Annotated in this window: 25 protein-coding genes and 1 pseudogene; 15 read left to right on the top strand and 11 right to left on the bottom strand. The window is 59.8% G+C overall.

Translation table 11 applies throughout. The features are described 5' to 3' along the window. The first annotated feature begins 60 nt into the window (after nucleotides 1-60). From ACA065_RS11935 to aceA, 4 genes are all read left to right on the top strand, one after another. The gene (locus ACA065_RS11935; protein ID WP_497694680.1) at nucleotides 61-1,227 is read left to right on the top strand and encodes a ribosomal protein uL16 3-hydroxylase; all 1,167 of its coding nucleotides are present in this window, start codon (nucleotides 61-63) and stop codon (nucleotides 1,225-1,227) included. Next, nucleotides 1,220-1,642 (top strand): GNAT family N-acetyltransferase, encoded by a 423-nt coding sequence (locus tag ACA065_RS11930; RefSeq protein ID WP_145164686.1) that lies wholly within the window; start codon nucleotides 1,220-1,222, stop codon nucleotides 1,640-1,642. Before ACA065_RS11935 ends, ACA065_RS11930 begins: the two co-directional genes overlap by 8 nt. 231 nt (nucleotides 1,643-1,873) lie before the next feature. Continuing rightward, nucleotides 1,874-2,611 carry a secretin N-terminal domain-containing protein gene (locus ACA065_RS11925; protein WP_497694679.1) on the top strand — a complete coding sequence of 246 codons (738 nt, stop codon included), beginning with the start codon at nucleotides 1,874-1,876 and terminating at the stop codon, nucleotides 2,609-2,611. A 507-nt stretch (nucleotides 2,612-3,118) separates the two neighbouring features. Then, nucleotides 3,119-4,444 carry an isocitrate lyase gene (aceA, locus tag ACA065_RS11920; protein ID WP_003219577.1) on the top strand — a complete coding sequence of 442 codons (1,326 nt, stop codon included), beginning with the start codon at nucleotides 3,119-3,121 and terminating at the stop codon, nucleotides 4,442-4,444. A gap of 1,117 nt (nucleotides 4,445-5,561) precedes the next feature. Here the strand turns inward: aceA and ACA065_RS11915 are convergent. Genes ACA065_RS11915 through ACA065_RS11905 form a run of 3 tightly spaced genes read right to left on the bottom strand, consistent with a single transcriptional unit; the run spans nucleotide 5,562 to nucleotide 8,242 of the window. Next, nucleotides 5,562-6,725 carry a lipase family protein gene (locus ACA065_RS11915; RefSeq protein WP_497694678.1) on the bottom strand — a complete coding sequence of 388 codons (1,164 nt, stop codon included), beginning with the start codon at nucleotides 6,723-6,725 and terminating at the stop codon, nucleotides 5,562-5,564. 6 nt (nucleotides 6,726-6,731) lie between these two features. Next, entirely contained in the window at nucleotides 6,732-7,319 is a 588-nt protein-coding gene (locus ACA065_RS11910; RefSeq protein WP_497694677.1) for an NUDIX domain-containing protein, read from the bottom strand. Between the two features lie 53 nt (nucleotides 7,320-7,372). Beyond that, complete coding sequence (locus tag ACA065_RS11905; RefSeq protein WP_497694676.1) at nucleotides 7,373-8,242, bottom strand: SDR family NAD(P)-dependent oxidoreductase; 870 nt, start codon at nucleotides 8,240-8,242, stop codon at nucleotides 7,373-7,375. Nucleotides 8,243-8,404: 162 nt separating this feature from the next. Here ACA065_RS11905 and ACA065_RS11900 point away from each other — a divergent pair, with 162 nt between their 5' ends. Further along, the gene (locus ACA065_RS11900) at nucleotides 8,405-9,331 is read left to right on the top strand and encodes an alpha/beta hydrolase (RefSeq protein WP_497694675.1); all 927 of its coding nucleotides are present in this window, start codon (nucleotides 8,405-8,407) and stop codon (nucleotides 9,329-9,331) included. A 192-nt stretch (nucleotides 9,332-9,523) separates the two neighbouring features. Here ACA065_RS11900 and ACA065_RS11895 read toward each other — a convergent pair whose 3' ends face one another. Then, on the bottom strand, nucleotides 9,524-10,684 hold the full coding sequence (locus tag ACA065_RS11895; RefSeq protein WP_497694674.1) for an alpha-hydroxy acid oxidase: 1,161 nt from the start codon (nucleotides 10,682-10,684) through the stop codon (nucleotides 9,524-9,526). 121 nt (nucleotides 10,685-10,805) lie between these two features. Between ACA065_RS11895 and ACA065_RS11890 the strand changes: the two genes are divergently transcribed. Continuing rightward, nucleotides 10,806-11,591, top strand: a complete 786-nt coding sequence (locus tag ACA065_RS11890) for a DeoR/GlpR family DNA-binding transcription regulator (protein ID WP_497694673.1) — start codon at nucleotides 10,806-10,808, stop codon at nucleotides 11,589-11,591. Here the strand turns inward: ACA065_RS11890 and ACA065_RS11885 are convergent. From ACA065_RS11885 to ACA065_RS11875, 3 genes are read right to left on the bottom strand one after another with little or no spacing between them, the layout of a single operon-like run. Next, nucleotides 11,556-12,245, bottom strand: a complete 690-nt coding sequence (locus ACA065_RS11885; RefSeq protein ID WP_497694672.1) for a DUF72 domain-containing protein — start codon at nucleotides 12,243-12,245, stop codon at nucleotides 11,556-11,558. The two genes, ACA065_RS11890 and ACA065_RS11885, sit on opposite strands and share 36 nt — an antisense overlap. A 35-nt stretch (nucleotides 12,246-12,280) precedes the next feature. Next, entirely contained in the window at nucleotides 12,281-12,712 is a 432-nt protein-coding gene (locus tag ACA065_RS11880) for a DNA methylase (RefSeq protein WP_497694671.1), read from the bottom strand. Between the two features lie 2 nt (nucleotides 12,713-12,714). Beyond that, complete coding sequence (locus ACA065_RS11875) at nucleotides 12,715-12,927, bottom strand: hypothetical protein (protein WP_497694670.1); 213 nt, start codon at nucleotides 12,925-12,927, stop codon at nucleotides 12,715-12,717. 202 nt (nucleotides 12,928-13,129) lie between these two features. Between ACA065_RS11875 and ACA065_RS11870 the strand changes: the two genes are divergently transcribed. Next, on the top strand, nucleotides 13,130-13,633 hold the full coding sequence (locus ACA065_RS11870; RefSeq protein WP_497694669.1) for a DUF4142 domain-containing protein: 504 nt from the start codon (nucleotides 13,130-13,132) through the stop codon (nucleotides 13,631-13,633). A 28-nt stretch (nucleotides 13,634-13,661) separates the two neighbouring features. Beyond that, nucleotides 13,662-14,222, top strand: a complete 561-nt coding sequence (locus tag ACA065_RS11865; protein ID WP_497694668.1) for a type 1 glutamine amidotransferase domain-containing protein — start codon at nucleotides 13,662-13,664, stop codon at nucleotides 14,220-14,222. Between the two features lie 63 nt (nucleotides 14,223-14,285). On the opposite strand, the gene ACA065_RS11860 is transcribed toward ACA065_RS11865, so the two are convergent. Next, a complete protein-coding gene (locus tag ACA065_RS11860; RefSeq protein WP_497694667.1) occupies nucleotides 14,286-14,492 on the bottom strand; it encodes a PLDc N-terminal domain-containing protein in 207 nt (68 codons plus the stop codon). A 162-nt stretch (nucleotides 14,493-14,654) separates the two neighbouring features. On the opposite strand from ACA065_RS11860, the gene ACA065_RS11855 reads away from it, so the two are divergent. From ACA065_RS11855 to ACA065_RS11840, 4 genes and pseudogenes are all read left to right on the top strand, one after another. Continuing rightward, complete coding sequence (locus tag ACA065_RS11855; RefSeq protein WP_159955561.1) at nucleotides 14,655-15,212, top strand: ATP-dependent Clp protease proteolytic subunit; 558 nt, start codon at nucleotides 14,655-14,657, stop codon at nucleotides 15,210-15,212. 189 nt (nucleotides 15,213-15,401) lie between these two features. Beyond that, complete coding sequence (locus tag ACA065_RS11850) at nucleotides 15,402-15,878, top strand: PA2171 family ribosome-binding persister protein (protein ID WP_497694666.1); 477 nt, start codon at nucleotides 15,402-15,404, stop codon at nucleotides 15,876-15,878. A 161-nt stretch (nucleotides 15,879-16,039) separates the two neighbouring features. Then, nucleotides 16,040-16,159 (top strand): annotated as a pseudogene (locus tag ACA065_RS11845) (KGG domain-containing protein); the annotation flags it as partial. Nucleotides 16,160-16,218: 59 nt separating this feature from the next. After that, on the top strand, nucleotides 16,219-16,509 hold the full coding sequence (locus ACA065_RS11840; RefSeq protein ID WP_497694665.1) for a hypothetical protein: 291 nt from the start codon (nucleotides 16,219-16,221) through the stop codon (nucleotides 16,507-16,509). Here ACA065_RS11840 and ACA065_RS11835 read toward each other — a convergent pair. Beyond that, on the bottom strand, nucleotides 16,506-16,910 hold the full coding sequence (locus ACA065_RS11835; RefSeq protein ID WP_497694664.1) for a winged helix-turn-helix transcriptional regulator: 405 nt from the start codon (nucleotides 16,908-16,910) through the stop codon (nucleotides 16,506-16,508). The two genes, ACA065_RS11840 and ACA065_RS11835, sit on opposite strands and share 4 nt — an antisense overlap. 91 nt (nucleotides 16,911-17,001) lie before the next feature. On the opposite strand from ACA065_RS11835, the gene ACA065_RS11830 reads away from it, so the two are divergent. After that, on the top strand, nucleotides 17,002-17,916 hold the full coding sequence (locus tag ACA065_RS11830) for an aromatic alcohol reductase (RefSeq protein WP_497694663.1): 915 nt from the start codon (nucleotides 17,002-17,004) through the stop codon (nucleotides 17,914-17,916). Here ACA065_RS11830 and ACA065_RS11825 read toward each other — a convergent pair. Both ACA065_RS11825 and ACA065_RS11820 read right to left on the bottom strand, forming a co-directional pair. Beyond that, nucleotides 17,891-18,436, bottom strand: a complete 546-nt coding sequence (locus ACA065_RS11825; protein ID WP_497694662.1) for a putative natural product biosynthesis protein — start codon at nucleotides 18,434-18,436, stop codon at nucleotides 17,891-17,893. The genes ACA065_RS11830 and ACA065_RS11825 overlap by 26 nt on opposite strands. 62 nt (nucleotides 18,437-18,498) lie before the next feature. Next, a complete protein-coding gene (locus ACA065_RS11820; RefSeq protein ID WP_497694661.1) occupies nucleotides 18,499-18,882 on the bottom strand; it encodes a DUF2946 domain-containing protein in 384 nt (127 codons plus the stop codon). 180 nt (nucleotides 18,883-19,062) lie between these two features. Between ACA065_RS11820 and ACA065_RS11815 the strand changes: the two genes are divergently transcribed. Both ACA065_RS11815 and ACA065_RS11810 read left to right on the top strand, forming a co-directional pair. Continuing rightward, a complete protein-coding gene (locus ACA065_RS11815) occupies nucleotides 19,063-19,671 on the top strand; it encodes an SCO family protein (protein ID WP_497694660.1) in 609 nt (202 codons plus the stop codon). Further along, a complete protein-coding gene (locus tag ACA065_RS11810; RefSeq protein ID WP_497694659.1) occupies nucleotides 19,671-20,138 on the top strand; it encodes a copper chaperone PCu(A)C in 468 nt (155 codons plus the stop codon). Before ACA065_RS11815 ends, ACA065_RS11810 begins: the two co-directional genes overlap by 1 nt. Nucleotides 20,139-20,236: the final 98 nt, after the last annotated feature.

Below are 20,236 nucleotides of genomic sequence, written 5' to 3'. Positions count from 1 at the left end.
CCGGCCGCGCCGGGCGTTTTTATTCCTGTCTTAAAAGTGCTTTCTTTCAATAGGTTACACATGAATCCTGATATTCCTCTTCAACTTCTGGGCGGCATCACGGCACGCGAGTTCCTGCGCGACTATTGGCAGAAAAAACCGCTGCTGATCCGCCAGGCCATTCCTGATTTCGAAAGCCCGATTGATGCCGACGAACTGGCAGGCCTGGCGCTGGAAGAAGAAGTTGAATCGCGCCTGGTGATCGAACACGGCGAGCGCCCCTGGGAACTGCGTCGCGGCCCGTTCGCCGAAGATGCCTTCAGCACCCTGCCAGAGCGTGAGTGGACCCTGCTGGTGCAGGCCGTCGACCAGTTCGTGCCGGAAGTGGCCGAGCTGCTGGAGCACTTCCGCTTCCTGCCAAGCTGGCGCATCGACGATGTGATGATCAGCTTCGCCGCACCCGGCGGCAGCGTTGGCCCGCACTTCGATAACTACGACGTGTTCCTGCTGCAAGCCCAAGGCAAGCGCAACTGGAAAATCGGCCAGATGTGCAACTCCGAAAGCCCGCTGCTGCAGCACGCGGACCTGCGCATCCTGGCCGAATTCGAACAAAGTGAAGAATGGGTGCTGGAGCCGGGCGACATGCTTTACCTGCCGCCGCGCCTGGCGCACTTCGGCATTGCCGAAGATGATTGCATGACCTACTCGGTGGGCTTCCGTGCGCCAAGTGCGGCTGAAGTGCTGACCCACTTCACCGACTTCCTCAGCCAGTACCTGACGGACGAAGAGCGCTACACCGACGCTGACGCCCAACCGGTCAGCGACCCGCATCAGATTCAGGGCGACGCCCTCGACCGCCTGAAAAGCCTGCTGGCCGAGCACATGAGCGATGAGCGCATGCTGCTGACCTGGTTCGGCCAGTTCATGACCGAGCCACGCTACCCGGAACTGGTGGCCGGCGAAGAGTTGGGCGAAGAAGACTTTATCAACAGCCTGGAAGGCGGCGCGATACTGATCCGCAACCCAAGCGCGCGCATGGCGTGGTCGGAAGTCGACGACGACGTGCTGCTGTTCGCCAGCGGCCAGAGCCGTTACCTGCCAGGTAAACTGCGCGAGCTGCTCAAGCTGGTGTGCTCGGCCGATGCACTGCACAGCGAAAACCTTGGCGCATGGCTCGCGGACGAAGATGGCCGCGATCTGCTGTGCGAACTGGTCAAGCAAGGAAGCCTGGGATTTGCCGATGAATAAGATTCACGTAAGTGTCGCGGACTGGCGAAAGGATATCGACGAGATTCGGCGCATTCGTGAAGCGGTGTTTATCGCTGAACAATCGGTTCCACCTGAGCTTGAGTGGGACGCGGACGACGCGGACGCCGTGCATTTCCTGGCATTCGAAGGCGACTTTCCGATAGGCACCGCACGCCTGCTGCCCAGCGGCGAGATCGGGCGCGTATCGGTGCTCAAGGACTGGCGCGGCTTGAAAGTCGGCGACAAGCTGATGGAAGCCGTGATTGGCCTGGCCGAGCAACGTGGCCAAACCAAACAGTTCCTGAGTGCCCAGGTGTATGCGGCGCCGTTTTATGAGCGGCTGGGTTTCAAGATTGTCAGCGATGAGTTTCTTGAAGTCGGGATTCCGCATGTCGATATGGTGCGCGAGGGCTGATCCAAAACCCAGTCGCTCCCTTCGCGAGCAAGCCCGCTCCCACACTTGACCGAGTAGATCCTTTGGAATGCGGTCGAATGTGGGAGCGGGCTTGCTCGCGAAGGCAATTTCAGCAACACCCAAAAATGCCCTGCTACGCCAGGGCATTTTGCCGTCTACGATTCAACTTGCGACCTGCCAGGCCGACAAACTGGCACTATCACGCCTAAATGACTCGCAGAGATAACGGACATGTCCCTACGCACCCTGCTCACCGCCCTCCTCCTGACCGCCAGCGCCTCGGCAATCGCCGACACCGCAGTCGTCAACCTGAGCAATCGCACCAGCGCCGACCTGCTGCCTGTGGCGCAGAACTTCATCGGCAAGGACGGCACCGTCAGCGCCTACGGCAACCAGCTTATTGTTAACGCTGACCCTGGCAAGATCCAGGACCTGCGCGCCCTGCTCGCGCAGCTGGACACGCCCGCCAAGCGTCTGCTGATCACCGTCGACACCAATGAAAACAACCAGCAGAACAGCGGCGACAGCCAGACCCGCATCATCAGCTACGGCACCGCCAGCCGTGACGGCGGCATCCAGCAGATCCAGGCCAGCGAAGGCGTGCCCGCGCTGATTCAGGTCGGCCAGAGCGTGCCGCTGACCACCACCCAGCCTGACGCCTATGGTCGCCCGCAAAACCAGACCCAGTATCGCAACGTCACCCAAGGCTTTTACGTCACTGCCAGCGTCACCGGCGAGACCGTACACCTGGCCATCAGTACCAACCGTGACCGCATGAGCCAGGAACGTCCCGATGTAGTGAACGTGCAAAGTACCGACACAACTGTCAGCGGCCGCTTGGGTGAATGGATCCCGCTGGCCGGCATCAATCGCGAGACCCAGGCCGATAAATCCTCTACAACCCGCAGCTACTCTACTCAGGGCCGCGATGACCTGACTTTGCGGGTCAAGGTCGACGCCCTGAACTGAAGCACCGAAAACTGACTGATGAGTCGTCTTAGACTAAAGATGTAGTGCTTTGAAAAAAGCACTACAAAACATTTGACGATCCAAAAAAGCCTGTGCATGATGGCCTCGCTCCCGCTAATCAGGGGCCCTGGCAAGGGCCTTCGGATCGCCGCTCTAAGCTACCCACCTGAGCCGATTCGTGTCTGTACCGCCCACAAGGTGTGTTTGACGAGGTTGCGACTGGAACGAAGTTGTCCCGAGGGACGGAAGCTAACCAGGTAACCCGGCTACACACTGATGAACCGTACAAAGGCCCACGATGCCCGAAGACCGTTCGCAGTTCGCCCTTACCTGCTCGACTCCTCCTCTCGCAATGCGTTCGTCCCGTCGCCTTCCCCGCCAAACCTGACTTGACCGCCTAAGCTTCTGGTCAGCGAGCAGCCATCACCACGCATTGATTACGTGGCTGGCAAACGGAATTTTCAACCTAGTAGATTTTCCATAAAAGACGCGACGAGGTTTTTCCCCATGGCACTGACACGCGAACAGCAAATTGCAGCCCTTGAAAAAGACTGGGCTGAAAACCCACGCTGGAAAGGCGTAACTCGCGCTTATTCCGCTGCTGACGTCGTCCGCCTGCGTGGCTCGGTTCAACCTGAGCACACCTTTGCAAAACTCGGCGCCGAGAAACTGTGGAAGCTGGTCACCCAGGGTGCCAAGCCGTCCTTCCGCCCCGAGAAAGATTTCGTCAACTGCATGGGCGCCCTCACTGGCGGCCAGGCAGTCCAACAGGTGAAAGCCGGTATCCAGGCGATCTACCTGTCCGGCTGGCAAGTGGCAGCGGACAACAACTCCGCTGAATCCATGTACCCCGACCAATCGCTGTACCCGGTGGACTCTGTACCCACCGTGGTCAAGCGCATCAACAACTCGTTCCGCCGTGCCGACCAGATCCAGTGGAAAGCCGGTAAAGGCCCGGGCGACGAAGGCTACATCGACTACTTCGCACCGATCGTGGCCGACGCTGAAGCCGGTTTCGGCGGCGTACTGAACGCCTACGAGCTGATGAAGAGCATGATCGAGGCTGGCGCTGCCGGCGTGCACTTCGAAGACCAGCTGGCTTCAGTGAAAAAATGCGGCCACATGGGCGGCAAGGTACTGGTTCCGACCCAGGAAGCTGTGCAGAAGCTGACCGCTGCTCGCCTGGCCGCTGACGTGGCCGGTACACCGACCATCATCCTGGCCCGTACCGACGCCAACGCGGCTGACTTGCTGACCTCCGATTGCGACCCGTATGACCAGCCGTTCGTCACCGGCGAACGTACCCAGGAAGGCTTCTATAAAGTCCGCGCCGGTCTCGACCAGGCCATCGCTCGCGGCCTGGCCTACGCACCGTACGCCGACCTGATCTGGTGCGAAACCGCCAAGCCAGACCTGGACGAAGCGCGTCGCTTTGCTGAAGCGATCAAGAAGGAATACCCGGACCAACTGCTGTCCTACAACTGCTCGCCTTCTTTCAACTGGAAGAAGAACCTGGACGACGCGACTATCGCCAAGTTCCAGCGCGAACTGTCCGCCATGGGCTACAAGCACCAGTTCATCACCCTGGCCGGCATTCACAACATGTGGCACAGCATGTTCAACCTGGCGCACGACTACGCTCGCAACGACATGACTGCCTACGTGAAACTGCAGGAGCAGGAGTTCGCTGACGCGGCCAAGGGTTACACCTTTGTGGCGCACCAGCAGGAGGTGGGCACTGGCTACTTCGACGACATGACCACCGTGATCCAGGGCGGCACCTCGTCCGTGACTGCGCTGACCGGCTCGACGGAAGAAGAACAGTTCCATTGATTGATTGATTGATTGATTGAGTACACGGCCATTGCGGCTCCATGGAAGACCTAACCGCAATGCCGCACGATCTGACGCCCCGACTGGTTCGGGGCGTTTTTTTGCGTGTTTGAATGGGGGTGTATATCCGTTATTTGGGTGATGGCGGGTATCGGTTCCGCTCTTACAGCGGGTCACTTTTGGAAAAGAGCCCCAAAAGTAACCAAAAGGGCTCTTGCCCCACCACTCGGCACCTCGCTTAGGCTCGGTGTGCCCGCACTCCGGCTTTGGAGCGGGGGCCGCCGCGATGGGCCATCCATGGCCCAGCGCGGCTAAACCGGCGTCCTGCCGGTTTACCCCCGCTCCAAAGCCTGCGTTCGGCCAGCGTGGTTTAACGGGGCGCCTAAGATCAAGATCAAGATCTACAGCACGGCGGCCTAGTAGCCGACCTGAGTGGTTGAATCAAAAGCAAAGCCAAGGCGGCCTGACAGCCGACCTGCTTACTGAATCTGTTCTCGGTCTAATTGTGGGAGCGGGCTTGCTCGCGAATGCGGTGTGTCAGTCAGTTTATTTGTAACTGGCCCACCGCATTCGCGAGCAAGCCCGCTCCCACATTTTGGATCTCAGTACATCAGGTAGATGTGTGTACTCGGTCAAAGGTGGGAGCTGGCTTGCCTGCAAAGGCATCAACTCGGTGTACCTGATGTACCGAGGTGTCTGCATCGCAGGCAAGCCAGCTCCCACAGAAAAGCAGCTCTGCTTCTGATCTGCTTTTGCCCTGTTTTTGCCCTGCTTTTGCTTCAACCACTCAGGTCGGCTACTAGGCCGCCGTGCTGTAGATTTTGATCTTGATCTGACAGGCCCCGTTAACCACGATGGCCGAACGCAGGCTTGAATCCGTGGGTAACCCGGCAGGACGCCGGTTTAGCCGCGCTGGGCCAAGGATGGCCCATCGCGGCGGCCCACGGATTCAAGCCGGAGTGAGGGCATGCCGAGCCTAGGCGAGGCACCGAGTGGTGGGGCAAAGACCTTTTGGTTACTTTGGCTGGGCCGGCATTCCGGGCGTTTGCCAAAAGTGACCCGCTGTAAGAGCGGAACCCCACGAAGCCGTTACCGCAGCAACGGATATGCACACCAATCACCCCCCACAATTCCCCAAAATCCCCTCCCCCGCAAACGCCCGCCGAACAAACCCGGTCGAATCCCGCAGCGACCCATTAACCGCCCCGGAATGATCCAACTCCGGATAAAAATGCCATTCAACCCGATCCCCCGCCTTACACGCATCCCGCACCAAAGCCTTCTGCCCCGGCACAAACACATCACGGTCCTTGCCCCCGGTGCCAAAAAACACCGGAATATCCGTCTTCAGCGAGGGATACGCCGACTCACGATTAACGAGGTCCAGCGCCCCCGTGGGCGAACGCTTGAAACTGTTATTGAAGGTCAGCCCATCCGCCACCACTCGCTGCTCAATAGCATGCAGACACGCCTCCTGGCTGGCCTTGAACGCCGGCAGCGCCTGCTCGGCCAGGTAATCAGCCGGCACAAAAGACGAATCCAGCAAGCTGGCAGTGCTCAGGCGCAACACGTTATAGGCAAACGTCGGCACCACCGAACGCCGCGCATTTTCAAGCTCCAGGCTTTTGCCCTGGGCATGCACAGAAGCATAGGGCGTCCCCGTCGCCACCACCCCCACAATGTCCACCTCCGGCGCGTAGCCCTTGGCCGACACCGCCGTGGCAAACGCCGCCCGGCCGCCCTGGGATTGCCCAAACACCACCACCCGTTTCGACAACCTGAACTGCGCAGCGCCGACCGCACGGATGCTGTCCAGCACGCCATAAGCCAGCGGCCGCGTCAGCCCGTAAGGATGCAACCCCGGCGTACCCAGCCCCTGATAATCGGTGGCAACAATCGCATACCCCTGGTCGAGCCAATAATTGAGGTAGCGTGTATCCCGTGGGCTGCGCGCGTTCAGCGATGGCGCGCAACGATCAGCACTGCCGACCGTACCATGCGCCCACGCCATCAGCGGCCAACCACCCGCGGGCGGTATGCCCTTGGGCACAAACAGCGCACCGGACACCGCAATGGGTGTGATGGTGTCGAGCCCATCGGTGGAGGAATACAGAATCCGCAGGTTCTGCCCAGCCGACGCCAAACTCTGTTGCGGCGTCAATGCTTCGCTGCGCAGCAGCGTCCCCGGCGCTTTCGGCACCGGGTCAGTCCAGGTATAGAACGTGTCGGCAGCGCTGCTACTGCCCACCACCAGCACACACAGCCAGGCACACCAGCGCATCAAACGTCACCAGCCTTCTTTCAACATGCGCAACTCCAGGTGCTGCAACAGCATGATGGTTTTGCCGTCGACAATCTCACCGCTTTGCACCATCGACAAGGCGTGCTCAAAGCCCAACTCCAACACTTCAATATCTTCCCCCTCGTCGATCAGGCCGCCGCCGCTGCCGACCCGATCCGCCGCGTGGTACTCGCCGATAAAGAAGTGAATCCGCTCGGTCACCGAGCCTGGGCTCATGAACGCCGCATAGATTTTTTCTACACGGCCGACGCGGTAGCCGGTCTCCTCTTCGGCCTCCAGGCGAATGCGTTCCTCCGGGCTGGCGTTATCCAGCAAACCGGCTGCAGCCTCGATCAAGTAACCGGGGTAATCATTAACGAAGGTGGGCATGCGGAACTGCCGGATCAACAGCACCGTGCGCTGCTCGCGGTTGTACAACAGGATGGTCGCGCCATTACCCCGGTCATACACCTCACGGGTCTGGGCTTGCCAGCTGCCATCCCTGCGACGCAGGTCGAAGCTGTATTTTTTCAACAGATACCAGTTGTCCGAAAGGGTTTCTTCGGCGGTGATGCGCACGGGACTGTTCTGCATGGTCGGGCCCTTGTTCAAATGCGCAGGAGCATGTCGCGCCGACATCGTCAGCGTCAAGCCGGCCCGGCCTCAACCACCGGGGTTTGCTTAATGCGCTCCCACGCGGCGGCAACCGCTTGAGCGCTGTCGGCCTTGATCCGCGCCAGATTGCGCGGGTACTCCACCCCGGGGTTTTCAGTGAACCGCGTTGCGGTAAATTGGCCATTGCTGGCACGCAGGATGTAGCCGCTGTCCTGGCACTGCGCCGAGGCGAGGAACAGCACGCCCGGCGTCACCCAGTCCGGCTTGAGTTCGTCCGGCTCCTCGGTCACGCCCCACATACGCGTCTTGGCCACCGGCGAGATCGCGTTGACGCGTATCCCGGCTTCAGCACCTTCATGGCTCAGTGCGTTCATGATGCCCAGTTGCGCCATCTTGCCAGCGCTGTAGGCCACCAGGCCGGTTTGCTCGTATTGCGTGTACATAGCGCGGTCGCTGGTGGTCAGGATGATACGCGGCGCGGTTGACTGCAGCAGGTGCGGCCACGCGTGCTTGCACAACCAAAGCGGCGCGTAGAGGTTGATGTCCATGGCACGTTGCAGGAACGCAGCGTCGAGGTCGGCAATGTTCTGGTAACCCACCCAACCGGCGTTGTGGATCAGAATATCGAGCTGGCCGAATGCCTCGATGGCATCAGCGATCAGTTGCCGGCAGCCTTCATCCGTGGATAAGTCGCCGCCATGCCCCACCACCGTCAGCCCTTCGGCACGCAGGGCCTCGGCAGCCGCTTGAACCACCGACGCATCGGTGCCTGCGCCGACCTTGTCGGCCCCACTGTCGCTGATCACAACACGCGCGCCAGCAAGGGCCAGTGCCCGTGCATAACTGAGGCCCAGCCCGCGTGCGCCGCCGGTGACGATTGCGGTTTTACCGGTGAAATCCATGTGTTTGCTCTCCTGTTCAGCCCACCACCCTAACAACCCGTGTGCGCATTGTTCAATGCTGTAACACTTTGCAAGCAATCCCCATTCACGGCTGTCGAATTAATTCCTGCCACCAGAAGCCATCTGGTAAAACCCGAGCTTCGCTTTAGTCCTGGAACCTTCATGTCATCTCGTTTTCTCTCTCGCCTGGGCCTGCGCTGGTTTCCCCTGCTGTGCATGGCGCTGTTGATCGTCGGCCTGCCGGTGGGTTGCGCCGTGCTGCAACACAAAGAGCGCGAGCTGGTGTTTCGCATCGAGCCGGGCACGGCCGGTTGGTTTACCGGCCTGCCCAAGGCGGTACAGGAATTCGATATCAAGCCCGCCAGTTTCAAATCGGGGCAGAACCTTCACGGCTGGTGGTATCCGGCAGACAACAAGGACGCGCCGGCGATCCTCTACTTGCACGGCGTACGCTGGAACCTCACCGGCCAGCTGTTTCGCATCGAGCAATTGCACGCGCTGGGCTTCTCGGTGCTGGCCATCGACTATCGCGGCTTCGGCCAAAGCCACGGCGATTTACCTTCGGAAACCACCGTGTATGAAGACGCACGCATCGCCTGGGAACGCTTCCAGGTGTTGCAACCCGACCCAGGCAAACGCCTGATCTACGGGCATTCCCTGGGGGGCGCAGTGGCCATCGACCTCGCGGCAGAGTTGAGCAAGCAGACACCCGTGCCCGTGCGCGGGCTGGTGATCGAATCCACCTTCACCTCGCTGGGAGATGCGGCCGCCGCCGTGGCCAATACCTCATTGCCGGTGCGTTGGTTGCTGTCGCAAAAATTCGACTCCATCGACAAGATAGCCGACGTGCATATGCCGCTGCTGGTGGTGCACGGCCTGGCCGATCAGTACGTGCCGCCGCGTTTCAGCCAACAATTGTTTGAAGCCGCGCAGGAACCCAAGCGGCTGTTGCTGGTGCCGGGCGCCACCCATAACAACAGCATGAACCTGGCCGGGCGCAGTTACGGGCAGGCGCTGGACACCTTGATGCGAACCAAGGCGCCAGCACAGGTCGTGACGCACTCCACAGGCCGTGATGGCGACTCATAAAACTGCTTTTCGGCACTGGGTTCGCGCTTGGCTGTCAAGCGTAAACCCTGCCCATACTGGCCCGCGTCGAAAGTTGATCAAATATTAACCGAGGGTTAAATCGCCAACCCTGCCGGGCCTTCGCAAAGTTATCCACAGAGATACCCACGGTTTTCGTGGACAACTCTTTTTACTTTTTTACGTTTTTTTTGCTCAGTAAACGCCTGTGGGAAACGTACCTGGCAGCAAAATCTCGCGATTCACAGCGCGTATATCGTTATAGCCACACAGCGCCATCGACACGTCCAACTCACGGGCGATGATGTCAAGGGCCCTGGTCACGCCCGCTTCGCCCATAGCACCCAAACCGTACAAATGCGCTCGACCGATCAGGGTGCCTTTGGCACCCAATGCCATCGCCTTGAGCACGTCCTGGCCGGAGCGGATGCCACCGTCCAGCCACACTTCAATCTGCTCTCCCACCGCCTCAACAATTGCCGGCAGCTGGCTGATACTCGACGGTGCGCCGTCCAGCTGACGGCCACCGTGGTTGCTCACCACCAACGCATCCGCGCCGGAATTGGCCGCCAGGCGCGCATCTTCCACATCGAGGATGCCCTTGATAATCAGCTTGCCGCCCCAGCATTTCTTGATCCACTCCACATCGTCCCAACTCAGGCGCGGGTCGAATTGCTGGGCGGTCCACGACGACAGCGAACTCATGTCCGCCACGCCTTTTACGTGGCCGACGATGTTGCCGAAACCACGGCGCTTAGTGCCCAGCATGCCCATTACCCAGCGTGGCTTGGTGGCCATATTGAGGATATTCGGCAGGGTCAGTTTGGGCGGCGCCGACAAGCCGTTAATCAAGTCCTTGTGGCGTTGCCCAAGGATCTGCAAATCGAGGGTCAGTACCAGCGCATCGACGCCGGCAGCTTTGGCGCGCTCGATCAACTGCTCGATAAACCCCCGGTCGCGCATCACATACAGCTGAAACCAGAACGGCTGGCCGACGTGCTCGGCGATGTCCTCGAGCGAGCAGATACTCATGGTCGACAAGGTGTAGCGCAGGCCGAACGCGGCAGCGGCGCGGGCGGTGAGGATCTCGCCATCGGCATGCTGCATCCCCGCAAGCCCCGTCGGCGCCAGGGCAACCGGCATGGCCATGTCCTGGCCGATCATGGTGGCGCGAATCGAGCGCTCATCAATATTGCGCGCCACACGCTGGCGGAATTTGATGCGGGCAAAATCACTTTCATTCGCCCGGTAAGTGCTTTCAGTCCAGGAGCCGGAGTCGGCGTAGTCGTAGAACATCCGTGGGACACGTTTTTGCGCCAGCTTGCGTAAGTCTTCGATGGTTGTAATCAACGACATCTAGGTCACCTCTCCCTGAACTGAGCCCAGAGAGTAACCGCCCATCGACCGTGCAACCAGTCATTGCGTTTGTATCGACAGAAGCCTAATCTCGCATAAAACCGCACAAAGACGCACAAACATGCATAACACTCATCAAGCCATTGACCTGCCTTCGTTACGCAAACAGAAAATCCTGTTGCTGCTGGAGCGCGACGGCAAAGTCACCGCCTCTGAATTGGTTGACCACTTTGCCGTGTCCCAGGACACCATTCGCCGCGACCTGGGTGAACTGGCCGCCGCCGGACTGTTGCAACGTGTGCACGGCGGCGCCCTGCCCCGGCCCAAAGACACCGGCAAGGACTTCTTCACCCGCGTCGGCGAGACCAACGAGGTCAAGCGCCACTTGGCGCAACTGGCGGCTGATCGCGTGGAAGACGGCCAGATTGTGCTGTTCGATTCCGGCTCCACCACGCTGCAGATTGCCCAATCCTTACCGCGTTCGATCCGCCTGACCGTGGTCACCCCGTCGCCGATGATTGCCATCGCCCTGGCCGACCATCGCGATGTGAAAGTGATTTTGGCCGGCGGCCAACTCAACCCTGCCACCTTGTCGACCAGCGGCCAGGAAGCCGTGCGCCTGATCCAGAGCATCAAGGCCGACCTGCTGTTTACCGGCGTGTGCGCATTGCATCCGCAAGTTGGCATCAGCTCGCTGCATTTCGATGAAGTGGCGGTCAAGCAAGCTCTGCTCGACAGCGCCTCCCACGTGGTGGCCGTGACCATGGCGGACAAGCTCGGCGCGGTGGAACCCTTTGTGGTGGGCCCCTGCAGTCGCATCCATACGCTGATTACCGAATGGCATGTGCAGGGTGTTGAGGCGTATGAGCAGTTAGGGCTGGAAGTGCTGCGGGTCGAGGTCGAGTAGGTATAAGGCGTCGGCCACGGCATGGCCGCTGGCGGTGTTGTCGAAGATGCACCAGGTGGGAATGCCCGCTGCAACGGATGCGTTCAGCTGGCGCGCAAACGCCTGCACACGTTCCGGCCCATAAGCGCTGTGATAAATGCGCGGCGAGCCATGCAGACGCCAATACTGCACACCCTGCCAGCCTGGGCCCGCGTCGATGACGGGTGGGTCGGCGACCACCCGGCCGATGTGCAACGCCTGCAACAACGCCTCAGCTTCAAGCCATGAGGGGTGACGCGGTTCGAGTACTACGGCACCGAAAAACCGCTGGCGTAATGCAGTGAAAAACGCCGTAGCGACAGCAGGTTCATAGCTCAGCGAAGGCGGTAATTGAACCAGCAAACAACCCAGCTTTTCATCCAATTGCAGGCTCTGCTCAAGAAACTCATCCAGCGCCGTTTCGCATCGCTGCAAGCGCAGTTCATGGGTGATGCGTTTGGGCACCTTGACCGAAAAACGAAACGCCGGCGGCACCGATTGCGCCCAGCGCTCATAGGTCTTGGGCAGGTGCGGCCGATAAAACGAACTGTTGATCTCCACCGCATTAAAGCGCGAGGCATAGCGCTGCAAATGCGTGCCTTCACCTGCAAACGCCGGCCAGTGCTCACGGGGCAAACTCCACCCCGCACACCCGACGTAAAGCGCTGGCGTCAAAACAGTACCTTGGCGGCATCGCGCATGAAAATCTCGATGGTTTTGGGCCCCACGCCGTCGAACTCACCCAAGCGTTTTTCGAAGGCCAGGCGATCTTCGCTGGCGCTGCGGATATGGCTGATCTTGCCGCCGTACTCGGCGTTCAGTTTGGCACTGAGGTCGAGCAGCCGCTGCGCGGTGGTTTCGTCATAACGCACGTAATGCGCGCGCCCGAGCATCGTCACCAGCTCACGCGAGGTGCAGTGCTGCAACTTGCGCGCGGTATCGCGGCCCTGCTCCTCCACAATCACCTTGTAGGCCTGCGCCGCGATCGGCGCCTGAATGCGCTTGCCCATCAAGAAACTGGCGATAAACCACTTGAACAAGCTGCCGTCATCTTCGGGCTTGAGCTCAATGCCCAATTCAGACGCCGTAATCGACTTGGCCATGCTCAGTGGCCCAGCTTGCGCTCGGCCTCGGCGGCCTGCTCGTTGATGGCGTCGGTCTGACGTTCGGTGTCCTTGATCGAGGTGGGCGTGAGCACCTTGTCAACGGTTGCAGTCTTCGGGTTAGGGCGCTCCAGGGTCTGGCCCTTGGCGGGCTTTTCAGTGCCTTTCTGAGCGTCTTGCGAACTGATAGGGGCTGGGGTTTTATCGGCAGTCACAGTCTTTCTCCAAGCAGTTGAAGGCCCGCAAAAAATAGCGGGCAGCTATGCAGCAGAGCCCGTCGGATTTCGATAGTTCAAGGAAATTGCCGTGCAGCACCACCGGAGAAAAAAGCGCGAATTAATTTAAACCTTTTGCCGAGGGCCCCGCTCAACAGTCAGGTACGGCATCACGCCACTGTTGATTTCAAGGAGATCCACCATGACTACTCTGCTGATGAAACAAATGGGCCTGACCTTTGTGCTGGTTGCAGGCTCGATTTCCACGGCCATGGCCGCCACGTCCAACAGCTTCGTCGACGACGCCGCGCAAGGCGGTATCACTGAGGTGGAAGCCGGCAAGCTGGCCCTGGAAAAAAGCCGCGCGGCCGACGTGAAAACGTTCGCCCAACACATGGTCACTGACCACACCAAAGCCAACGAGGAACTCGCGGCATTGGCGAAGAAGCTGGATATCGAAGTGCCGGATGATGCCGCCCTGACCGACAAGGCCAAGAAAGCCATATTGGAAATGCGCGACGAATCGTTCGACAAGGCTTACGCCAACAACCAGGTGGCCGCCCATGAAAAAACCGTTGAATTGTTCAAGAAGGAAGCCGCTTCCTCGGACCACGCCGAGTTGAAGGCTTTCGCCAGCAAGACCCTGCCGACCCTTGAAGCCCACCTGAAAATGGCCAAGGAGCTGCAAGCCAAGTACGACCATTAATTTTCACTGACCCAGGAGACACTCGACCATGAGTTCGCAACTCAACGGCAAGAAAATCCTCATCATCACCTCCAACACCGGCATCGAGCGCGATGAGCTGGTCAAGCCGCTGGAAGCGCTGCGCGGGTATGGCGCCACGGTGATACACGCTTCCAGCAAAGGCGGCACCACCCAGACCTTCGTCGGTGACACCGAGAAGGACAAAACGGTGGAGTCCGACGCGAAGCTGTCGGAGGTGGCGGGCGGTGATTTTGACGCGCTGGTCATTCCCGGCGGTACTGTCAACGCCGATACATTGCGCCAGGATGCTGCGGCGTTGGCCCTGATCAACGACTTCGCCAAGGCGGGTAAAACCATCGCCGCGATCTGCCACGGGCCGTGGGCGCTGATCAACGCAGGCGTGATCAAGGGCAAGACCCTGACCTCCTACAAAAGCGTGCGCATCGACCTGGAAAACGCCGGTGCGGCCGGTTGGGTGGACGCAGAGGTCAAGGAGTGCAAGGCCAATGGCTGGACCTTGATCACCTCGCGTACGCCGGATGACTTGCCGGCGTTCAGCGAGGCAATTGCCAGGGCGGTTGCCGGCTAAACCAGCCGTTTGACGCAAAAAACAGGCGCCCCATGGGGCGCCTGTTTATCGTGTTGCTTGGCGTCAGCTTTTGCGCTGATCAGCCATCTCGCGTTTTGGCCCGAACATGGCCCAGACAATCAGCCCGAACAGCGGCACAAAAATCAGAATAATCAACCACAACCCCTTGGTCTCCCAGCCACTGGTGCTGCGCAATACGACGTTGATGGCCCACAATTCCAAAATCAACAGAACAACCGCCAAAATGATCCAGATAGTTTCCAATTGCATAGTTCACCTCCTGAGGTCTATGCATTAGGTCAAGCAGATCGCCCGAGGGTTCCATCCGATTTGCAGCCAAGCGCTCACGCCCAACGGTTGCGGCTAATCCGGCGCGACCTTCTAGACTGAACACTGAATCACCTCGCCTGCATTGAATTAAGGAGGTTTGGGATGACCGAGCACGTTATCCACTTTCACTGCCAGATCGACCAGGGCACCACGGAACGCTTTCGCGACTGCTGCCTGGATGCTATCGGCGAAGGCGCCAGCTCCCTGCTGCTGAACCTGTCGACCACCGGTGGCAGCACCAATTTCGGCTTTACCCTCTACACCTTCCTCAAGGCGCTGCCGGTGCCGTTGTGCGCGATTAACGCGGGCAATATCGAATCCATGGGCATCATCATGTTCCTGGCGGCCGACCGCCGCATCACCACGCCGCACTCGCGTTTTCTGATCCACCCGATGAACTGGTATTTCAGCCAGAGTTCAGTGGACCACCAGCGCCTGCGCGAATACCTGTCGAGCCTGGACAACGACCTGGCGCGCTACGTGAAGATCTATGAGCTGGAAACCACTCAGGCCGAGACCCAGCTGGATATTTTCAAGTGCCTGTCGGCTGAGGAAAAAGTCATCGCCGCGCATGAATCGCTGGCTTACGGGATCGCCCATGAGGTGCAGCAGGTGGTGTTTGCTGAAGACATCAAGCATTGGAAGGTCAGTGGTGGCTAGGTGTGGTGTATTGCAATCCGCCCGGTGCCCGACCATGCAAGCTGCACGAAGACGGTGACGGCCGACTACGTTTATATCGTTGATTAACAAAGAATTTATAAAATCGTTCAAGTTGGTACACCTGATGCAACCTTTAACGCACGAGGTGCGCATTTCGACGCGCCCGCACGCTATCCGTGAGGTTCCACCATGAATGCCATCGACCTTCTCAAGGCTGACCATGAACGCGTCAAAGCGCTGTTGACTCAACTGAGCGAGTCCACCGAACGCGGTGTCAAGAAACGCACTGAACTGTTGGCCAAACTCGAAATGGAAATCAGCCTGCACACAAGGCTTGAAGAAGAGATTCTGTACCCCGCCTTTCGCAAAGCCGGCGGCAAAGAGCAGGACATCATGTACCACGAAGCCAAGGAAGAGCACCGCACTGTCGACGCCTTGGTACTGCCCGACCTGAAACAGACCGAGCCTTCGACCACCGAATTTTCCGGCCGCGTAAAAGTGGTCAAGGAACTGTTGGAGCACCATATCGAAGAGGAAGAAACCGAAATGTTTCCTCAGGCGAAAAAACTGCTCGGCAAGACCGTGCTTGAAGCACTGGGCGCAGAAATGGAAGCCATGAAAGCGGCGCACAAAAAAGCCCTGGGCGCCAAGCCGCTCGCGGCTTGATGGCCGTTCGTCGCATGGGCCCGAACTTTTTCAAACTTTGATTCCGATTACGCATTCCCAATTATGCGACACCGTTGATTCATTCATTGAAGAGGGATTTGAAGATGGCTACCAGCGGAAAACCCACCCCAGGTGCAGGCGGTAAAGCCAAGCCAGATGCAGCCAAGAAAAGCGGCGGCCAAGGCTCCGGCGGCAATGTTGCCAATGACCGTGAAAAAGCTTCTGAAGCCGGTAAAAAAGGCGGGGCACACAGCTCCGGCGGCGGCAATAAGAAGTCTTGATTGACGCGTTACCGTGGCCCGGGTTTTCCGGGCTTCGGTTCAAGCAAGGGGATAGAGTCATGAAGACCAGTATTTCCCACAGGATGTTGCTTATCGCCGGTTTGTCAGCCCTGCTCGCAAGCCCTGCCTTCGCCGCCTTCGGCGATGCCATTACACCCGCGACGAACTCGCTGAGCGGTAACAGCGCCGCCGGTTCGGCCTTGCCTCCAGGCACCTACCCCAGCAGCCCTTCCGACAGCGATAAAAAAGCTGACACGCCGCCAAAAGAAAAGGCGTCTACCAGCGGCACTACGCCCAAGCAGCCCGACAGCAAAAAAACCAAGAAGAAGGCGCCGCGTAACGGCAGCTAACGGCCCTCGCGTTGGTCAAACTGCTCCCGCGCGTGGCGAAAACCCTCGCCGTTTTCCACCACCCAGGTCCACAGCGGAATCATGTGTACCAGCAACTGCGTGCCGAGCGCCGACAGCGCGTATTCGACCTTGGGCGGCACTTCCTGAAAGTCATGGCGCACCACCAGCCCATCGCGTTCCAGCTGGCGCAAGGTGCGCGTCAGCATGCGCTGGGTGACGCCCTGCATGCGCCGGCCGATCTCGGCGTGGCGTAAGCGTCCGGACACGCCCAGCACGTGCACGATGCCCAATGACCAGCGGTTGCCAGCATGCGTCAGCACCTCGCGCTTAAGGCCGTCATCGTCAGCGCTCAAGGCGTCGCAAGCGGCTTGCGAGCGGCGGATGATCTCGTCGTTATCCATGCGGGTCTCCCGGTATCACTGGTGTGCCTTCTTATGCGCGGCGATTAATTCTGCAAGCATGCCACGACTTTCAACACAGACGGAGAACCCTATGAGCGCCTCTTCCATTCTGGTACTCGGTGCCGGTGAACTGGGCATGGCCGTACTGCGCGAACTGGCCGCCTTGGCCACGCCGCAGACCACGCGCATTGCCGTGTTGCTGCGCCCCGCCAGCTTGCATGCTGCGCCGGCGCAGACATTACGTGCGCTGGGTGTCGAGTTGTTGGCCGGCGACCTGCAGCACGACAGCCAAAGCACGCTCGCCACGCTCTTTTCGCCCTTCGCCACCGTGATCTGCTGCACGGGTTTCGCCGCAGGCCCCGGCACTCAAACCAAACTCGCACGGGCAGCCATTGAAGGCGGTGTACAACGTTATATACCTTGGCAGTTTGGCGTGGATTACGACGTGATCGGGCGTGGCAGCCCGCAGGATACGTTCGATGAGCAACTGGATGTACGTGACCTGTTACGCGGGCAACAAGGCACCCAATGGCTGATTATCTCCACCGGCATGTTCACCAGCTTTCTATTCGAACCCGCGTTCGGCGTGGTCGACCTGGCGCAGAACCGCGTGCATGCGCTGGGTGACTGGGACACCGCCGTCACGGTGACCACACCGCACGATATCGGCCGGCTGACCGCACAGATCGTGCTGGCCGAACCCGCGCTCAGCAACCAAGTGGTGTACACCGCTGGCGATACGCTGACCTATGGGCAGTTGGCCGATACGGTGGATGCAGCACTTGGGATCACACTCAAGCGCGAGCGTTGGTCAGTGCCGACATTGCTGGAGGGCTTGGCCCACAACCCCGACGACAATTTGCAGAAGTACCGCGCGGTATTCGCCCAAGGTCACGGCGTGGCCTGGGACCCCGCCGCGACCTTCAACGCTCAGCAACACATCGGCGTGACCAGCGTCGCGCAATGGATTCGCCAGCACCTCACGGCACCGGCAACCAGCCACTGAAACCACCCTGCCGGGTCAGCGGGCACCAGGCAAAATCCCACGCTGTGGCCGGTAAGCCTTGGTGTTCCACGCCAGCAACCGCGGCGCCCTTCCAATCGACAACCCTGGAACCTCGCCAGGCCAGGACCACGCCCTGCGCCTGGCTGTCATCGGTATTAATCCAACAGGCAGCCGCCGCGGCCATAAAGGCTTCGATGGGCTCGTCATCAATGTGCGCTCGATAGGCCGAGCCCAACAGCCAACGGCAGACGTTCAGGTGATACGTCCAATCCAGCGGCGGTTGGTTGCGATACGCCCAGGTCATGAAGCTGCGAAACAGGTTCAACCCTTCTGGCGGGTCGAGCTTGAGCAGCGCCGGGCAGATGTCGAACAAGGTGTGCCAATACGGCAGCAGACGCGCATCCAGGTGCACGAAGCAGCGGGAGTTGCTCGGGTATTCAGGCAGTGTGGGTTCCGCGCGCAGGCGGCGGGACGCCTTGCTGGCCAGGCGGCTGGCGCCTGCAGGCAATAGAGGGGTCATGAAACGCACTCACAGTCGTGACGATAGAACGCCTCCTGATCACAGGAAGCCCAAGGCACACGTCAGAATGCAGGGGAAGCGCGGGGGTTGGCCGAGGGCCAGGAATAGCGTGGCGGGGCCTTGTTGCGTCGCTCATGGGCCGGGCGCGGAGTTTGCCCCAGGCCCAACAGCCACGCCAGGCCGATGAGGAATACGATGGCGACGGTCACGGCCGAACACACCGGACAGGCAAAGTAGTTCGAGATGTTGCCAGAAGACGGGTTACCTAACCCTTTGTCGGAAAGTGGCGCCTGGCTACCGTCCACCGAACAGAAGGCCCCGCCGATGCCATTGAGCTGCTGGCCGAGCATCTGCCCATGCCCCAAACCGCAGGCGAACAGGTTCATCAGCACGCAAAAGTACAGGGCCCAGGCGATCAGCGAACGGTCAGGGTGGCTCAATTTCATGGCGGCGACTCTACCACCGAAGCCCTGACGGGATGAAGCATCGCGCGCCCCTGTGGCAGAACGTCGCAGATTACGTGGGCTGGCCGGGGTTGATAGACTGTGCACCCGCATCATTACTCCTTTTCAAAGCCTGAACTGTAGATCCAGAGCAATGCAGGCGTTTCACAGGATGCACAGTTGATGAGTACGTTATTCACCCGCCGCAAAGTGCTGACCGGTATGGGCCTGCTGGGCCTGGGCAGCCTGCTGGGCGGCTGTGACTACAGCCCCAAGCTGAACTTCAAGTACGGCAAGGACCTCAGTGACAAGATCATGGGCCGCACCTTCAAGCTCAAGAACACCGACGGCGAAACCGTCACCCTGAGCTCGTTCCGTGGCCTGATGCCGGTGGTGTTCTTCGGCTTTACCCAGTGCCCCGCCGTATGCCCGACCACCCTGGCGCGCGCCGCCCAGGCCAAGAAGCTGATGGGCCGCGACGGCGAGATCATGCAAGTGGTGTTCATCACCCTCGACCCCGAGCGTGACACACCGCAAATTCTCGACAAATACGTCAAGGCCTTCGACCCAAGCTTCGAAGCGCTGTATGGCACCCCGGAAGAAATCGCCGTGGCCGCCAAAGAGTTCGGGATCTTTTATGAAAAGATCCCCGCCGGCGACACCTACACCCTGTCGCACACGGCCACCAGTTTTGTCTTCGACACCCGCGGCAACCTGCGCCTGGGCCTGTCGGCATCCCTTACCGCTAAAGAGTGCGCAGAAGACCTGCTCACCGTCATGGAGGTCTGCTAATGACTGCCGCTCAACACCTCAAACGCACCCTGATCGGCTTGTCCTTGCTGGGGCTTGCGGCGCACGCCAGCGCCCAGGTAATGGTGACCGATGCGTGGGTGCGCGCTTCTGTGCCGGGGCAGCCGTCCAGCGGCGCGTTCATGACCGTGACCGCCGACAGCGACAGCAAACTGCTCAGCGTGGCGTCGCCGGTGGCCAAGGACGTGCAGATCCATGAAATGAGCATGAAGGACGATGTCATGCGCATGGGCCCGGTGGATTCGGTGGCGCTGCCTGCCGGTAAAGCGGTCAAGCTCGACCCGAACGGTTACCACGTGATGCTGATGGGCCTGACCGGGCAGATCAAGGAAGGCGACGTGGTGCCGCTGACGCTGACCGTGGAAAACGCCAAGGGTGAAAAACAGTCGATTGAAGTGAAAGCGCCGGCCCGTGGGTTGGATGGTATGGACCATAGCAAGATGCACTAAACCGCTTCTGTGGTGACGGTGGCTGTTGTGACAAGCCCACTTAGTGTGGAAAGCGGGCTTGTCGCACGCACTCCATATCTAAAACCTCTGCCATCAAC

This window comes from Pseudomonas sp. LBUM1640, from assembly GCF_059716225.1.
This window is presented reverse-complemented; position numbering and strand designations above follow the sequence as displayed.

Coding starts and splice junctions, on each gene's coding strand:
- ACA065_RS11815 (WP_497694660.1), top strand. CDS start 19,063: ATGAGTACGTTATTCACCCGCCGCAAAGTGCTGACCGGTATGGGCCTG.
- ACA065_RS11910 (WP_497694677.1), bottom strand. CDS start 7,319: ATGCAGAACAGTCCCGTGCGCATCACCGCCGAAGAAACCCTTTCGGAC.
- ACA065_RS11870 (WP_497694669.1), top strand. CDS start 13,130: ATGACTACTCTGCTGATGAAACAAATGGGCCTGACCTTTGTGCTGGTT.
- ACA065_RS11895 (WP_497694674.1), bottom strand. CDS start 10,684: ATGTCGTTGATTACAACCATCGAAGACTTACGCAAGCTGGCGCAAAAA.
- ACA065_RS11860 (WP_497694667.1), bottom strand. CDS start 14,492: ATGCAATTGGAAACTATCTGGATCATTTTGGCGGTTGTTCTGTTGATT.
- ACA065_RS11850 (WP_497694666.1), top strand. CDS start 15,402: ATGAATGCCATCGACCTTCTCAAGGCTGACCATGAACGCGTCAAAGCG.
- ACA065_RS11900 (WP_497694675.1), top strand. CDS start 8,405: ATGTCATCTCGTTTTCTCTCTCGCCTGGGCCTGCGCTGGTTTCCCCTG.
- ACA065_RS11835 (WP_497694664.1), bottom strand. CDS start 16,910: ATGGATAACGACGAGATCATCCGCCGCTCGCAAGCCGCTTGCGACGCC.
- ACA065_RS11935 (WP_497694680.1), top strand. CDS start 61: ATGAATCCTGATATTCCTCTTCAACTTCTGGGCGGCATCACGGCACGC.
- ACA065_RS11825 (WP_497694662.1), bottom strand. CDS start 18,436: ATGACCCCTCTATTGCCTGCAGGCGCCAGCCGCCTGGCCAGCAAGGCG.
- ACA065_RS11830 (WP_497694663.1), top strand. CDS start 17,002: ATGAGCGCCTCTTCCATTCTGGTACTCGGTGCCGGTGAACTGGGCATG.
- ACA065_RS11915 (WP_497694678.1), bottom strand. CDS start 6,725: ATGCGCTGGTGTGCCTGGCTGTGTGTGCTGGTGGTGGGCAGTAGCAGC.
- aceA (WP_003219577.1), top strand. CDS start 3,119: ATGGCACTGACACGCGAACAGCAAATTGCAGCCCTTGAAAAAGACTGG.
- ACA065_RS11820 (WP_497694661.1), bottom strand. CDS start 18,882: ATGAAATTGAGCCACCCTGACCGTTCGCTGATCGCCTGGGCCCTGTAC.
- ACA065_RS11930 (WP_145164686.1), top strand. CDS start 1,220: ATGAATAAGATTCACGTAAGTGTCGCGGACTGGCGAAAGGATATCGAC.
- ACA065_RS11840 (WP_497694665.1), top strand. CDS start 16,219: ATGAAGACCAGTATTTCCCACAGGATGTTGCTTATCGCCGGTTTGTCA.
- ACA065_RS11890 (WP_497694673.1), top strand. CDS start 10,806: ATGCATAACACTCATCAAGCCATTGACCTGCCTTCGTTACGCAAACAG.
- ACA065_RS11905 (WP_497694676.1), bottom strand. CDS start 8,242: ATGGATTTCACCGGTAAAACCGCAATCGTCACCGGCGGCGCACGCGGG.
- ACA065_RS11855 (WP_159955561.1), top strand. CDS start 14,655: ATGACCGAGCACGTTATCCACTTTCACTGCCAGATCGACCAGGGCACC.
- ACA065_RS11865 (WP_497694668.1), top strand. CDS start 13,662: ATGAGTTCGCAACTCAACGGCAAGAAAATCCTCATCATCACCTCCAAC.
- ACA065_RS11880 (WP_497694671.1), bottom strand. CDS start 12,712: ATGGCCAAGTCGATTACGGCGTCTGAATTGGGCATTGAGCTCAAGCCC.
- ACA065_RS11810 (WP_497694659.1), top strand. CDS start 19,671: ATGACTGCCGCTCAACACCTCAAACGCACCCTGATCGGCTTGTCCTTG.
- ACA065_RS11925 (WP_497694679.1), top strand. CDS start 1,874: ATGTCCCTACGCACCCTGCTCACCGCCCTCCTCCTGACCGCCAGCGCC.